The following is a 13,453-nucleotide window of genomic DNA, read 5'->3' as shown; positions in this document are numbered from 1 at the left end:
TAGCTCCCGAGGTTATTTCAGCTATTGGCTTATGGCGTAAGCCCTCTGGCAAAAATTTTGATGTTATCAGTGATGAAATGATCGGCGGTCACATCTGTGAAAAGCATTTCCACATCAAACGTTCCGACTACGCACAGGGAAACCACTGCCATCGCAGGCACTTCTGGGGCGGTTTGAATCATCTTCCCCATCTCCTGCATCCGTGTAAAATAATCGACCAACAATCGCCTGAGCTTTTGGGGATTTTTGCATATCATTTTATCCTCCAGATCAGGAAAATGTCTAATCTCTTGTATGATTATACGAAACGCTTTTTTATTCTTCTTCATCAGTTTTTGACACTCTTGACTAAACATCAACAGATCCTTTTCTAGATCCCAAGTAATTTGTTCCTGAAAAATTTTTTGCATGGGAACATCATGAGAAAATTTATCGATGGCATAATCCAAGATGTTTTTTTTAGTGCCAAAATGACGGAAAACCGTCATTTCACTGACGGAAGCTCTCTTGGCGATTTCAATTGTGGTAACGGCACGAAAACCTTTCTCGGCAAACAAATCGATAGCTGCAAACAAAATTTTGTCCCTTGTTTTGATGGCATCCATAACCGATGAAACCCTCCACGACCGAATGTTAGTATTCACTAACATCAATATGATGGTATCAATATTTTTCTCCACCGTCAAATGAAATTATAATCCCCAAAAGTTCATCGAATCCATATTTCTCAACTGTTATATTAAAATGAATTGATATCGATTGACCACTTTTAAACATGATCGGAGTGAGGAAAGTGCTTTCTATCCATCACGGTGATCTTCTGCAAAGCGATTGTACCGTTATCGGCCATCAGGCCAATTGTTTCGCTACCATGGGGGCAGGCATCGCCAAACAAATCGCCAAACGTTACCCTGAAGCGTTTCAAACGGACAAAGAATACCCAGTTCCAGTCGGCTCGCGAGAACGGTTAGGGAGTCTCTCCTATGCTTGGCACCGCGATCAGCGACTCATCTTTAACCTTTACGGTCAGTATCACTATGGCCGCGGTAAACAGACCGATTATGAAGCATTCCGCTCTGCGCTTCGCTCGATGTTTCATCACTTAGAAGGAATGGAAGACCAAGATTTTATCAAAGTCGGCCTTCCCTATAACATCGGGTGCGGATTGGCCGGTGGGGATTGGAAGAGAATAGAATCAATCATTTACTCCGTATCAGAGCAATTTCAGCGCGGTGTTCATTTATATAAGTTGTAACGATATTTTTGGCCGGGAAAAAGAAACCCGGCCTTTTCCATCAACCATCTTGCGGAGGAAGGAGAGATTCTTGAGTCAACATGTTATTGCAATGCTGTTATTCGGACATTTTTCGCATCAGGAAGACGGGAGTGCCGGTACTTTTCACTTGGCGAATAATCGCCTCCCGTTCTTGATCCGCCAATCCTTCCAACCATGAAGCAGCCGACTCATTTGGGATAAAACCGCCGCTACCGACCCATTTCCCATCGGCGTATACCCGGACCTCTCCACCTTGGTCATAGCCCTTTAGTCGTTTGAGTCCCTCTCCTACTGCTTGTTGAATTATCCCTGGTTCCGATTGAGCGATGGAAATATGAAGACGAACCCAACCCGGTCTCGTTTCCATCGTCTCTTTTTCAATCGACAACGGCAAGCTTTTCCCGGTGGATAACCCGGTTCTTCCCGACAACTCTCCTTCTCCAAACCACTCCCAGCTGTCGTCGCTGCCGGATGGAGTCGCAACCGTTTGAATTTCCGAGCTGGAGTCCATCCTGGAATTAAGTTGAAATAATACCCAGATGATTACCGCTAACAAACTCAATACTGTCAACAATCCGATCATAAGCCAAGATAGGGACATAACCCCCCACTCCTTCTCTCTTTTTAAGATTGGATCAGCACTGTTGGAAAAATACACCCTTCCATTTTTGTATGGAGCTTTGAGGCGGCTCTTTATTTGGATTATCGCCTACTTTGAGACTAGTCAAAGGCAGAGCACCGGTCAAGAAAAAGGAGAAGGGGACTGGAGATAATCGGTTCAATTGCGATAAACTGAAGTATAAGGTTGTAATTATGGACTTCATACCTCCCTAAATAGCTGTCCATCCCATAAATCTCAGCGTAAAATGTGCAAAAAACTGAGGGGATAACGTTCATGTCGGAGGGAGAATCGAGAAAGGACGAGAAGAAACGCATGTTGGAACTACTTAACAATTATCCATTGTGGGCGTCTCTCACCGCCCTCACCCTAGCCCAATTCCTTAAAGTACCATGGAACTACACGATTACGCGTCGATGGGATTGGAATTGGCTCTTTAACACCGGCGGTATGCCTAGTGGGCATACCGCCGCCGTCACCTCCCTAGCTACAGCGATCGGCATCTGGGAAGGATTTGGGTCTCCTTTATTTGCGATTACTACCATCCTCGCCCTGATTGTGATGTATGACGCCACTGGCGTACGGCGTCATGCCGGGATGCAGGCTCAGGTGCTCAACCAACTGGCGGAAGACTTTGCGGTAATGCTGTCCGAAATCCGCCACATCAAAGAAAAAAACCCGCAGGAAACACGGGTTAAGTTAAAAGAAATTCTCGGCCATCAGCCGATTGAAGTGTTTATGGGGGCATGGTTTGGTATCGCCATCGCCCTGCTGATGTTTTGGTTGTGGGTATAATTCAGTTACAAAAACAAACTCATATAAACTTCATCCACATACTTCCCGTGAAGAATCGCTTGTTTACGCAGACGTCCCTCCACCTTGAAACCGTATTTTTTATACAGTTCAATCGCGCGATCATTGGAGGACCAGACATCAAGATTGATTTTTTCCACTTCCTGGGTGCGGGCCCAAGCAATCGTATATTCCATCAATTTTCTTCCTAAACCCATTCCACGATAACCAGGGGTGAGCCAAGTGCGGAACCGTGCCGTATGACGGCTAATCCCTCGGTTTCCCCTTTTTAGAATGGCAGCACCGGCAATCTCTCCATCCACTTCCACTACCGTATACATACCGCCGGCATCCTGAATTTCCTGGATCTCTTCTTTTTTCTCCTGTTTATCGGGAAGGGAATCGGGCGTTTCATCCAAATAGACACCCTCGCGCACAACACGGGCCAATCGCCGCCGTAACTCCTCTGCATCACGAGGGATTGCAGGGCGTAACATTACCTGTCTTCCTTTGGCTTTCATTTTTTGCCGTTCCGAAAAAGGTGCCGTTCTCTCTTTTACATCAGCAGCCATATTAGGTTGGAAGCTCCTTTCAACTTTTTAAACTCTTCTTTCTCAAGGAGGCGAGTTCCATGCAACGAATCGTTTCCATCTGTCCCAGCAATACTGAACTTCTGACAGCACTGGATTTGACGGAATGCTTAGTCGGATTGGACAATTACTCAGACTGGCCTTCCACGGTCCAAAACCTCCCCCGAGTGGGACCGGATCTCAATATTGACATGGAAAAAGTGAAAGCGTTAAAGCCGGATTGGGTATTGGCGTCTGTTAGTGTTCCCGGAATGGAAAAAAACATTGAGGCTTTGGAGCAGGAAGGCATCCCTTATCTTGTTCTTTACCCCGATCGCATTCAAGGTATCCCTCAAGATTTTATACGGGTAGCGGAACGGGCGGGAGTAGCCGAACGGGGGCATGATTTGGCACATCGTTTTTGGCTAAAATTGGATGAGATAAAAAGCAAAATCCCAGCCGATCAACACGTACACCGGCTTTATTGGGAATGGTGGCCCAAACCCGTCTTTACCCCAGGGCGAGATAATTGGCTCACCGATGTAAGTGAATGGGTGGGCGGAGTCAATGTATTTGGAGAAGAGAAGGGGCAAAGTGTGCAGACCGATTGGGCAGAAGTCGCTCGCCGACAACCGGATCGGGTACTCGCTGTCTGGACCGGGGTTCCCATGAATCGCGTCAAAAAGGAAAAGATTCTATCACGGCCCCCATGGCAAGGAAAACCGTTTGCGCAGCCTGATCGAATTCATATTTTAGAAGAAGGTTGGTATTGTCGACCGTCACAGCGAATTTTAACCGGCATCGAATACCTGGCCCATCTCCTTTATCCGGATCGATTCGATCCGCCTGATCCCGACCGGCCCATCTAAAAAACCGCTTATCCTTTGGATAAACGGTGAAGTGATTACCAACTGAAAGCGGGAGTGCAGAGCCGGCTCTCCGCCTTTAGACCACTGCTGCTCCCGCGTTTAAAACATCCGATATCCCTTTTTACGCAAATATTGAATCGCCCAACTGCCGATCCCGATTCCTATCAGTCCGATGAAAAGCATCAGCCAATCCCCAGTTTTGATACTTTCCATCCGAAAGACGATCACGCCCACCAGGATGACATAAAGTGCCATCGGCAACCAGGTCGTCTTTAGGATCATATTCAAAATAAAAGAGATACCAAATCCCAAAAAAGCGAATAGCGGAACCGCCACTAGATATTGTGGAATATACATATCCATCAACCCTCACCCTCCGATGGAACCCTTTTTTATCCCGATCCATCCGTTCTACCCTTAAAATCCATTCACGGGGATTATAAGGGTTCTTATCAACGCCACTTACATTATACCAGCCGCGTTTCTACTTGCAACTGAACCGATTTGCTGTCTTTGCGACATTCTCGTGAACAGTAGGGATATGTGGCGGTCTTCCGACACTTGTACCGTTGGTTTGCGACTGCTATTTCATTTGGATACAATGAAAGGGAAGCGTTCACAAGGAGGAAAACTGCATGCGACCACAAACCGGAGGAAGACCTCCCATGGGACGGCCCGCGAGCAATCCGTCCGGCGGTGACGGCCAAGCCAAACCAAAACTGCCGACCCAGTTTGTCAATTTTCTCTTCTTGAAAGTTGACCCCGCCTGGCGCCGACTGAGCCAAGAAGAGCAAGAGCGTGGCAAACAGGAATTTGCCGATGTGATCAATGAATACCACGGCAAAAACGGGATGATGGTCCTTTCCTATTCTACCGTCGGCATTCGCGCTGACGCCGATCTCGTACTGTGGCGAATCGCCAAGGATGTGGAATCCTTTCAAGCGATGAGCCATAAACTGCTACACACCGGCTTAGGGAAATATTTGGAGATTACCTACTCCTATCTTTCCTTCACCAAGCGAAGTGTGTACGTCGATAAAATGGACCCCGAACATCAGAATCCACGGGTTTATATCATCCCAGGGGCGAAAAAATATCTGTTCGTCTATCCCTTTATTAAGACGAGGGATTGGTACCAGCTCTCCTACCCCACTCGCCAAGGTATGATGGACGAGCATATCCAAGTGGGAAGCAAATACCCGTCGGTAAAGTTAAACACCACCTACAGCTTTGGTATCGACGACCATGAATTTGTCGTCGCCTTTGAAACGGATGAAATCACCGATTTCTCCCTGTTGGTGCAGGAGCTGCGCGAATCGGAAGCAAGCCGCTACACCCTGCGCGATGTGCCGATGTTCACCTGTATCCATCACAACGAGATCATGGATGCACTAAATACCCTGTAACCAAGCACCCCCGGCTGTTAAAACCGGGGGTGTTTTAATACAAAGGCTATGTTAAATCCTGATGTTGATTTTTACGATAAGAAAACCGCCTCGTTGAAGAGGCGGCTTATTGAGCTATTGTACCCGTTAGAGTTGAGTCCCTTTAATTTGGTTTTGCATTGATTTCCGTTAAAGTTCATGCATCACGATGTCCCACCGAGTTAAGGCAGCTTGCTGCCGACCGCGATGCGGTTAGTCGGCGCGGATGTGTCCCGGCAATTACTTCCTCGTTCCTTGTTTCCGGGACCGAGGGTCGCCCAGACCCCGAGCGTGAATGCGGTGTTTATGTGATTGATGCACCCGACTTCTTCGAGATACTTTCACACTGCTTTTCTGTTTCTATTTTTTACTCTAGTAATGTATATTTCAGTTAAGTCTTCTTTTAAACGTCACTTATTTATTACTGACTTGTTCCGCCAAACCGATTAGAAGTCCTTCAATTCCACGAATGTAGCAGAGCCGATACGAGTCCTCGTACTGAACCACTTCGCCAACGAGCTGAGCACCATACTTAGTGAGTCTGGATACCATTTCGTCAATGTCTTCAACTGTGAACATGACGCGTAGATAACCGAGGGCATTTACAGGAGCAGTTCGGTGATCTGATATAGTAGGTGGGGTGAGAAATCGCGAAAGTTCAAGTCGACTGTGACCATCTGGGGTAACCATCATAGCAATCTCTACACACTGTGAACCCAGCCCGGTTACGCGACCAGCCCATTCACCTTCGACAGTAGCTCGCCCTTCGAGCTTCAAGCCAATCTCCTCGAAGAAAGAGATTGCTTCATCAAGGGATTCTACAACGATGCCAACATTGTCCATTCTTAGTAATTTGTTTTTTGCCATAATTTTTATCTCCTTATGTGTACAAATTTATTACCTGATCATCTTCATATTTATTTTATTCAATAATTACTAATTACCCCCAAACAATTAAAATATCAACACCAAAGTATAACATAGCCAATACAAAAAGACGCCAAATATCTTGACGCCATTTATTGCGACCATTACTTTTTCTGCTTCGATTTGCCCGTACCCTTGCAATGTTGACAAGTTTCCGAACCGCCCAGCAACAGTTGATTATATCCATCACCGCCACAATATTGGCAAGTATCTTCTGTTGTTGTGACAATGTGCGTTGCCATGAGGATCAATCCCCCTTCTGTTGTTGTCACTATTTTTTGTTTATTAGTTAATCATGATAACCGATTTTTCACAAAAAGGGAATAGGGAAAAGATGTAAAAACTAATCAACCTTTCCGATAAAAATAAAAAACCCCGTCAAAGACGGGGAAAATCAACGGTTTAGAACTTCATCTTCTTAAACATGAGCGAGACGCCACCCAGTAAAAAGAACCACCTTAAGTCGTTGGCTTTTTTCAGGAAAGACGCGACTTTACCGTATACCTTCTTTGTACCCACCAGTCCCATCGCAGTGCTGCCTCCCAAGGAAGCCAATGTCCCTTTACTTTCAAACCGGAAAGACTTCATCTCCCCACCGCGCAATTGGGCCAACAGGTTTTTGGCCAATAGCTGCCCCTGTTGGGTTGCCATTTGGGCCGTCGGTGGATAAGGACGTTCTTGATCATTGAAAATCAGCGAGCTGTCTCCAATCACAAAGATATTCTCATGCCCAGGAACACGTAGATATTCATCTACTTTGACCCGACCGCGCATTGTCTCGATCCCGGACTCTTCCAGCAATACATGACCGCGTACCCCTCCGGTCCAAACCACCAGGGAAGATTGAATCTCCTCTCCCCCTTTGAGAACGACACCTTCTGGTGTGCACTCTTCAATCGGGGTGTTGATCTTAAATTCGACGCCTTTTTCTTCCAGGTATTTCACCGCGTAATCAACTAAGTCTTTGTCAAAACCAGGCAATACCGTCGGTGCCGCTTCAATATTGATCAGTCGTACCTTTTCCTGCGGGATGCCATGTTGTGCACAAAGCTCAGGAATCCGATCCACCAATTCACCCACATACTCGATTCCAGTAAAGCCTGCACCACCTACAACGATATTAAGCGGCTCATCCGACCCATCTTGGGGTTTATACTGGGTAAATAGTTGCTCCATCCGTTCCCGAATCACTGCGACTCCATCCAAGTTGCGAATAAAATAGGCGTTTTCCAGCAACCCTTTGATGCCAAAGGTTTCCGGTGCACTCCCCAAAGCGAATACAAGGGTATCATAGGGGAGAGGATCGCCTTGTTCTAGCTGCACCTGCTTGTTCTCCACATCCAGCTTGGTTACCCGATCTTGTACAAACTTTACTTTGTTCGGGTTGATAACCTCATCCAAAGAAACGCGAACGTATTCCGGATCCAGCGTCCCTGCAGCCGGTTCATGCAGCTTGGTGGTCACATAATGATACGGGTTTTGATTAACCAGCGTCACTTCGGCTTCTTCTAGATTCAGTTGTTTTTGGAGACCGACGACTGTCATTAGTCCACCATAACCGGCCCCCAACACGACAATTTTAGGAAGACCCATCTGTACCACATCCAATTAAGTGTATGTTAAAAAAATCACAAATAAAGCTGTAAGCCCGATAAGACACATGCACTAGTTATCATGATAAAATTATCGCTTCTATTTGACAAGGGGTCTATTTGTTTTCATTGTACCCTTTTGTCGATTCCTCACCCATGGCACAAGTTGGTGAAATTCGTCACAATAATAGTCCCAATTTGAACGAATGGATAAAAAACTTGTAGCATCACGGGAGTAACTATACAATGATGGAGGGAAGGAAAGGTGACACAATGCCTCCACCTTGCCTTTATACTGCCAATCTCTAGTAAACATCCCTCATTCGTGATAAAATACGGCTGGAAAATGATAACCACTTACACAATTATATAAAAAGCCTTAAGCCTTACTCAAACCTAATCTCAAGCATAGATTCTCGGAGGTGCATCTCATTGGAAACGATCCGGTCCCAAAACATCCCAGATATCACCATCATCGGCGGAGGACCTGCCGGCCTGTTTGCCGCCTTTTACGCAGGCATGCGCAATGCCAGTGTAAAAGTAATCGAAAGCATGCCACAGCTGGGGGGACAGTTGTCGGCTCTTTACCCCGAAAAATATATCTATGATGTCGCCGGCTTTCCTAAAGTACTGGCACAGGATCTCGTCGACAATCTCATCGAACAGTGCAAACTGTTTGAGCCCCAGTTTTGCCTTGACGAAAAAGTACTTCAGGTAAGTAAAGATGAGGATGGAATTTTTACGATCACTACCGATAAGGATACACATTTATCCAAAACCATCATCATCACAGCTGGTTGTGGCGCCTTTCAACCACGTAAATTGGCGCTTCCGGATATGGAGCGCTTTGAAGAGAAGAGCCTTTTCTACTTTGTCAAAGATTTAAAACAATTTACCGGAAAACGGGTTCTGATCGCCGGTGGTGGGGATTCTGCCGTTGACTGGGCCAATATGCTGGAACCGATAGCTAAAAAGGTTACCGTCATCCATCGGCGAGATAAATTCCGCGCTCATGAAACCAGTGTTGACCAGATGCGGAGCTCTTCCGTCGATGTGCGTACTCCCCGTGAAATCTTCGCCTTACAGGGATCCGATTCCATCCAAAAGGCGATTATCGGTGATAAGAAAAGTGGTGTAAAAGAAGAGTTGGATGTCGATGCGGTCATCGTCAGCTTTGGATTTGTCTCTTCTCTCGGCCCGATCCAGGAATGGGGACTGGAAATCGAAAAAGGCTCCATCGTGGTCAACTCCCGTATGGAAACCAATATTCCCGGTATTTATGCCGCCGGCGATATTGCAACCTACCCTGGCAAAGTAAAATTGATCGCTGTCGGTTTCGGAGAAGCGCCAACAGCCGTAAACAACGCCAAACAATACATCGATCCCAAAGCTCGGCTGCAGCCTGGTCACAGTTCCAACATGAATTTATAATCAATACACACCAACGCTCCCAAAAGGGGCGTTTTTTTATGTATGAACCACTGAAATGAAGATCACGCTAACATTATACCTTGGAGGTGATTGTGAGATGGATCGGACGCGCACAATCCCATTGCTTTACCATTTGCTGCTGATCTTGTCCACTGTAGGAATTCCACTCTTAATTCTATTTGCATTTCAAGGTTCTGGTGCTTACGCCGGCTACGGTTGGATAGTCGCCGCTGCATCGTTTCTCGTTTTATTGGCTTATACCCTGATCACCAATCGAAACCGGAGACAATCCTGATGAATACGTCAACGGGCTGCCCCATCTGTAACGGTTTTGATCTGTTAGAAGCGATGTGCCCCCATTGCGGGGAAAGAATGGAAGATTGCGGTCGCTCTTTTGACTTGTTGGCAGACTACAGCCCTTACCGTCCCATCGATGATATGAAGCACAACGACGGGTTATTGGATTTAAACCCACAACGCTGTCCTCATATTTTGTATTGTCGCTCTTGTGGCTATGATGAGCACCACCTGGTGAATGAACAGCCTCTATGACTATCCCAGGGTTGTTCAATCCCAAACATTTCGCTATAGGCCGCTTGATCCTCGGAAGAACTGCATCGATCCAACCTTAAAATGTCGCTTCCCTCGACTTCGCCGATGATTTCCTTCTGTATTGACAGTGACGTTTCATTTTTACCGGATCAACCACATGGGGCCTTTTATAACATCACTGCGTTCGCCGTACCCAAAATCCACCGATGAAGGTTTTGGGCTCCGAGGAAACAACAAACGCTTGACTGTCAATCTCTTTTATTTTATTAACCAGCTCCGCTTGACGCCGCCGCTTGGTTAATACCATCAACACCAGCCGCTCCCCGCTAAGGCCTTCTCCCAGCCAAGAGGTTACACCAAAGCCTGCGTTGCGCAACTGCTGTGGCATATCGGAATCTTCTTTGCGGGTGATCACTTGCACGGTGACATAGCCCATCGCCATCTTCTCTTCAATCAGGGAGCCGGTATAAACCCCTAAGGCAAAGCCAAAACAGTACACAACGACATTTAGCCAATTGTCGATGTTGTCCAATACCGTCGCTAAGCCCAGCAAATAGATAAAGACTTCTCCAAAACTGATGATGGAAGCTAGCTTTGCATTCCCTTTCATCATGACAATCAAGCGTAAGGTAGAAGTGGTCACATACGCGATTTGAATGAAAAAAATAAAAAGAAGAACACCCATCAGCAGCATTACCTCCTTAATTTGGAGAAATCACATTAAATCTCTCCCATCATACAACAGGTGTTCATCCGTGTGAAGATCCCAAGAATCAATCAATAACGGCACACTTCACTTACTCCAAGGACGAATCGCCTTCCACATGCGATTCGTCAATCAACCCCGACCGCTTGCCTACCTGACCGCCGCCCAACCCTTCGTTCACCATCCGATCCACATCCATATCAAAGCGATGACGCCCGTTAACGTCCACGTCTTTCCGCTGGGCTTCCTGGCGGTTTTGTTCCAGGATTTCTTCCTGCTCAGTATCCATTTGCCCATCGTCTTCAGTTTCACTCTCTTTAGCAATCGCTTCCATCTCCTGATTTTTACTCTCTCCCCACTGATTTCGGCTCATGGTTTACCCTCCTTTAACATTGAGTTTATTCTACAGATAGTTTTTCACATGAGAAAAGATGTTAAACGACAACATGAAGAATCGATACAAGAATTCACTTTAACTTTAAAAAGACCTAAAGGGCGTCCAGATTAATAACAAAGTACTAAAATAAAACGCCTCCCTCCGGTATTTACCGTTAGGAGACGTGCAGTATCAGCGAATGTTAGGAGTTGATAACGGCCATGATCACCGTTGAATTATTTACTCTTACACCTCATTCACACCGTCAACACTTCTCGGGTGTACCTTCTTTCGTCGCTGTGCGGAAGGAGGTACCACAACCGCAGGTGGCGATGGCATTGGGGTTGTGGATGGTGAAGCCCCCACCCATCATCGATTCTTTATAATCGATTTGGAGACCTTGAATCAGTGGTTCACTTTCCTTATCCACCAAGATGCGGATCCCTTGTAGCTCCACTTCTTTATCAGCGGCAGATTTATTGGGATCAAACCCCATGCTATAGGTAAACCCGCTGCAACCTCCGCCTTTGACGCCGACACGGAGGTATTGATTGTGATCCTCTTCATCCTGAAGCATTTCCTGGATTTTGTGACCGGCACGCTCCGACAATTCAATCACGCAACATCCCTCCTTCTTTATGAGTGGCGTGATCGTGGTTCTTTTATTATACCCAGTCGTTAAGTGGAACACAACCGGACCGATATCCGTTAAATCCGTTAAACCCGACAGACTGCAACTTCTCTAATTTTAGAAGTATAAGATCGAATTGTGTAGGTTTTTTCCTCTATTTGCTTTATGCGATTCCATTCATTATGAAGCTCGTCCAATTGTTGGCTAATATGAACCACACGGGGGTGGTGTAACCCCAGCTTTTCCGCTTCCCGTTCCATACAGGATCGCAATCGCTCCATTTCCCGTTCCACCCGCTTCAGCCCAATCATGTTCGCCCCCTTTTCCAGCTAACTGCATCATAACCGACAAATATCGAAAATTAAATACATATATACGAAATTACGCTACAATTGTTATGTATTTACTTCTAAGGATGTATTCGCAATCTCGACAGTAAGAGACAACAACCATCAAGAACATTCGTTTCCATATTACCGAATAAAACCAATTATTTCAATCTTTTTATCGAGGATCAAACAAAACCCAGCGTCATCATTGTGACACTGGGTTTTGTTTATGATTTATGGTTGGTAGCCGATTTTTCAAGACCCTTAAAGCAGATCAAATAGGTCTTCCATCTGTTTTTGCTGCTTTTCGATTTCAGCGTAAATATTGGCAAGTAGTTCTTGTTGGGTTTCACCTGTCACAATCTCCCCATTGACCATCGCGTAAGGAGTTTGTGCGCACAATTCACAATTACCCAAACAAGGGCTTTCCAACACCTCAATCTCCGGATCCCGTTCCAACTCTTCCTTCACTTTTAATACATCGGGAGTTAACCGGCTCAAACAAAACTCAACCATCGGTTGCATCCCACTCACTCCTATCAAAGGGAGTTTCTTGGCTAAGCCGTTCTCCCCTCTCTATTTTAACGCAAAAAAGATCGACAAATAACCGGTTTTATTTGTGACATATGATGCGCCATGATAAGATAAATTCGATTCAAATGCAAATCCTTTCTTCTTATAAAATCGAAGGAGGAAGCTGTCAGTGATGCGGAAAGTGGCCATTCTCTTAATTCTCAGCGGAGGAATTATCCTCATTTTCAATGGCTATCAATGGTGGGATCAGTTGCGCGTCGTGATCCGTGATCCACAACTGGCCATGGCTGTATCCGATAACTGGAATGATACTCAGGCTCAGCCCACTCTGGAAAAAGGCACCGACAAAACATGGACTCCTGAACGGGGAGAGTTGATCGGGGAATTGGTTATCCCCCGTATCGGCGCCATTCTCCCCATCGTTTATGGAACCGATGATGAGGAGTTAGCCAAAGGGGTTGGACAGTATATCGGTTATGGTACAGTCTTGGCCGGTCAAACGGGGCATAGCGTCCTAGCCGGACATCGGGAGACCGTCTTCCGCCGCGCCGGTGAAATTGAAGTGGGAGATCGCCTCTATGTGAAAATGAACGGTTATACCTATACTTACCAAGTACGTAAGCAATGGATCGTCGATGAAGACGACCGCACGGTGATCGTTCCTCTAAAAGAACCTGCACTCACATTAATCACCTGTTATCCCTTTAATCTGGTTGGCAGCGCTCCACAACGGTACCTGATCCGGGCTGAGTTAATCGAAAGCGTCAAAGACCCCAACCAAACCGCCTTGCACCGATCATCCGTACAACAATAAGATCCAGCCAAT

Annotated in this window: 20 protein-coding genes; 8 read left to right on the top strand and 12 right to left on the bottom strand. The window is 46.2% G+C overall.

The genetic code is table 11. The annotated features are described in order from the left end of the window. Positions 1 to 29 precede the first annotated feature (29 nt). Positions 30 to 605, bottom strand: coding sequence for a TetR/AcrR family transcriptional regulator (locus C8J48_RS01480; protein ID WP_170105057.1), 576 nt, complete (start codon positions 603 to 605; stop codon positions 30 to 32). Positions 606 to 793: 188 nt separating this feature from the next. Here C8J48_RS01480 and C8J48_RS01475 point away from each other — a divergent pair, with 188 nt between their 5' ends. Continuing rightward, a complete protein-coding gene (locus tag C8J48_RS01475; RefSeq protein WP_170105055.1) occupies positions 794 to 1,255 on the top strand; it encodes a macro domain-containing protein in 462 nt (153 codons plus the stop codon). A gap of 97 nt (positions 1,256 to 1,352) precedes the next feature. Here C8J48_RS01475 and C8J48_RS01470 read toward each other — a convergent pair whose 3' ends face one another. Beyond that, positions 1,353 to 1,877, bottom strand: a complete 525-nt coding sequence (locus C8J48_RS01470) for a hypothetical protein (RefSeq protein WP_107724618.1) — start codon at positions 1,875 to 1,877, stop codon at positions 1,353 to 1,355. 294 nt (positions 1,878 to 2,171) lie between these two features. On the opposite strand from C8J48_RS01470, the gene C8J48_RS01465 reads away from it, so the two are divergent. Further along, positions 2,172 to 2,690 (top strand): divergent PAP2 family protein, encoded by a 519-nt coding sequence (locus C8J48_RS01465; protein ID WP_245891035.1) that lies wholly within the window; start codon positions 2,172 to 2,174, stop codon positions 2,688 to 2,690. 5 nt (positions 2,691 to 2,695) lie between these two features. Here the strand turns inward: C8J48_RS01465 and C8J48_RS01460 are convergent, their stop codons facing one another. Further along, positions 2,696 to 3,259 (bottom strand): GNAT family N-acetyltransferase, encoded by a 564-nt coding sequence (locus tag C8J48_RS01460; RefSeq protein WP_107724617.1) that lies wholly within the window; start codon positions 3,257 to 3,259, stop codon positions 2,696 to 2,698. A 59-nt stretch (positions 3,260 to 3,318) separates the two neighbouring features. Here C8J48_RS01460 and C8J48_RS01455 point away from each other — a divergent pair, with 59 nt between their 5' ends. After that, complete coding sequence (locus C8J48_RS01455) at positions 3,319 to 4,125, top strand: cobalamin-binding protein (protein ID WP_107724616.1); 807 nt, start codon at positions 3,319 to 3,321, stop codon at positions 4,123 to 4,125. Positions 4,126 to 4,224: 99 nt separating this feature from the next. Here the strand turns inward: C8J48_RS01455 and C8J48_RS01450 are convergent, their stop codons facing one another. Then, the gene (locus C8J48_RS01450; protein ID WP_245891034.1) at positions 4,225 to 4,488 is read right to left on the bottom strand and encodes a YuiB family protein; all 264 of its coding nucleotides are present in this window, start codon (positions 4,486 to 4,488) and stop codon (positions 4,225 to 4,227) included. Between the two features lie 272 nt (positions 4,489 to 4,760). Between C8J48_RS01450 and C8J48_RS01445 the strand changes: the two genes are divergently transcribed. After that, positions 4,761 to 5,531: a chlorite dismutase family protein gene (locus tag C8J48_RS01445; protein ID WP_245891033.1), complete on the top strand. Its 771-nt coding sequence runs from the start codon at positions 4,761 to 4,763 to the stop codon at positions 5,529 to 5,531. A 432-nt stretch (positions 5,532 to 5,963) separates the two neighbouring features. Here the strand turns inward: C8J48_RS01445 and C8J48_RS01440 are convergent, their stop codons facing one another. The 3 genes from C8J48_RS01440 to C8J48_RS01435 form a co-directional block, all read right to left on the bottom strand. Further along, the gene (locus C8J48_RS01440) at positions 5,964 to 6,416 is read right to left on the bottom strand and encodes a VOC family protein (RefSeq protein ID WP_107724615.1); all 453 of its coding nucleotides are present in this window, start codon (positions 6,414 to 6,416) and stop codon (positions 5,964 to 5,966) included. Between the two features lie 164 nt (positions 6,417 to 6,580). Then, positions 6,581 to 6,718: a YuiA family protein gene (locus C8J48_RS18595; protein ID WP_170105053.1), complete on the bottom strand. Its 138-nt coding sequence runs from the start codon at positions 6,716 to 6,718 to the stop codon at positions 6,581 to 6,583. A 160-nt stretch (positions 6,719 to 6,878) separates the two neighbouring features. Continuing rightward, positions 6,879 to 8,069 (bottom strand): NAD(P)/FAD-dependent oxidoreductase, encoded by a 1,191-nt coding sequence (locus C8J48_RS01435; RefSeq protein ID WP_107724614.1) that lies wholly within the window; start codon positions 8,067 to 8,069, stop codon positions 6,879 to 6,881. Between the two features lie 431 nt (positions 8,070 to 8,500). Here C8J48_RS01435 and C8J48_RS01430 point away from each other — a divergent pair, with 431 nt between their 5' ends. From C8J48_RS01430 to C8J48_RS01420, 3 genes are all read left to right on the top strand, one after another. Beyond that, on the top strand, positions 8,501 to 9,499 hold the full coding sequence (locus tag C8J48_RS01430) for an NAD(P)/FAD-dependent oxidoreductase (protein WP_107724613.1): 999 nt from the start codon (positions 8,501 to 8,503) through the stop codon (positions 9,497 to 9,499). Between the two features lie 97 nt (positions 9,500 to 9,596). Next, positions 9,597 to 9,794: a hypothetical protein gene (locus C8J48_RS01425; protein ID WP_107724612.1), complete on the top strand. Its 198-nt coding sequence runs from the start codon at positions 9,597 to 9,599 to the stop codon at positions 9,792 to 9,794. Continuing rightward, entirely contained in the window at positions 9,794 to 10,051 is a 258-nt protein-coding gene (locus C8J48_RS01420; RefSeq protein WP_107724611.1) for a hypothetical protein, read from the top strand. Before C8J48_RS01425 ends, C8J48_RS01420 begins: the two co-directional genes overlap by 1 nt. A gap of 175 nt (positions 10,052 to 10,226) precedes the next feature. Here the strand turns inward: C8J48_RS01420 and C8J48_RS01415 are convergent, their stop codons facing one another. The 5 genes from C8J48_RS01415 to C8J48_RS01395 form a co-directional block, all read right to left on the bottom strand. Then, positions 10,227 to 10,736 (bottom strand): DUF2179 domain-containing protein, encoded by a 510-nt coding sequence (locus C8J48_RS01415; protein WP_211316572.1) that lies wholly within the window; start codon positions 10,734 to 10,736, stop codon positions 10,227 to 10,229. A 112-nt stretch (positions 10,737 to 10,848) separates the two neighbouring features. Next, positions 10,849 to 11,130 (bottom strand): hypothetical protein, encoded by a 282-nt coding sequence (locus C8J48_RS01410; protein ID WP_107724609.1) that lies wholly within the window; start codon positions 11,128 to 11,130, stop codon positions 10,849 to 10,851. Between the two features lie 268 nt (positions 11,131 to 11,398). Beyond that, positions 11,399 to 11,752: a HesB/IscA family protein gene (locus C8J48_RS01405; protein ID WP_107724608.1), complete on the bottom strand. Its 354-nt coding sequence runs from the start codon at positions 11,750 to 11,752 to the stop codon at positions 11,399 to 11,401. Between the two features lie 98 nt (positions 11,753 to 11,850). After that, positions 11,851 to 12,075, bottom strand: a complete 225-nt coding sequence (locus tag C8J48_RS01400) for an aspartyl-phosphate phosphatase Spo0E family protein (RefSeq protein ID WP_107724607.1) — start codon at positions 12,073 to 12,075, stop codon at positions 11,851 to 11,853. 282 nt (positions 12,076 to 12,357) lie between these two features. Continuing rightward, a complete protein-coding gene (locus C8J48_RS01395) occupies positions 12,358 to 12,618 on the bottom strand; it encodes a DUF1450 domain-containing protein (RefSeq protein WP_107724606.1) in 261 nt (86 codons plus the stop codon). 181 nt (positions 12,619 to 12,799) lie between these two features. Between C8J48_RS01395 and C8J48_RS01390 the strand changes: the two genes are divergently transcribed. Continuing rightward, a complete protein-coding gene (locus C8J48_RS01390; protein ID WP_107724605.1) occupies positions 12,800 to 13,441 on the top strand; it encodes a class D sortase in 642 nt (213 codons plus the stop codon). Positions 13,442 to 13,453 lie beyond the last annotated feature (12 nt).

The organism is Desmospora activa DSM 45169, from assembly GCF_003046315.1.
GTDB lineage: Bacteria > Bacillota > Bacilli > Thermoactinomycetales > DSM-45169 > Desmospora > Desmospora activa.
This window is presented reverse-complemented; position numbering and strand designations above follow the sequence as displayed.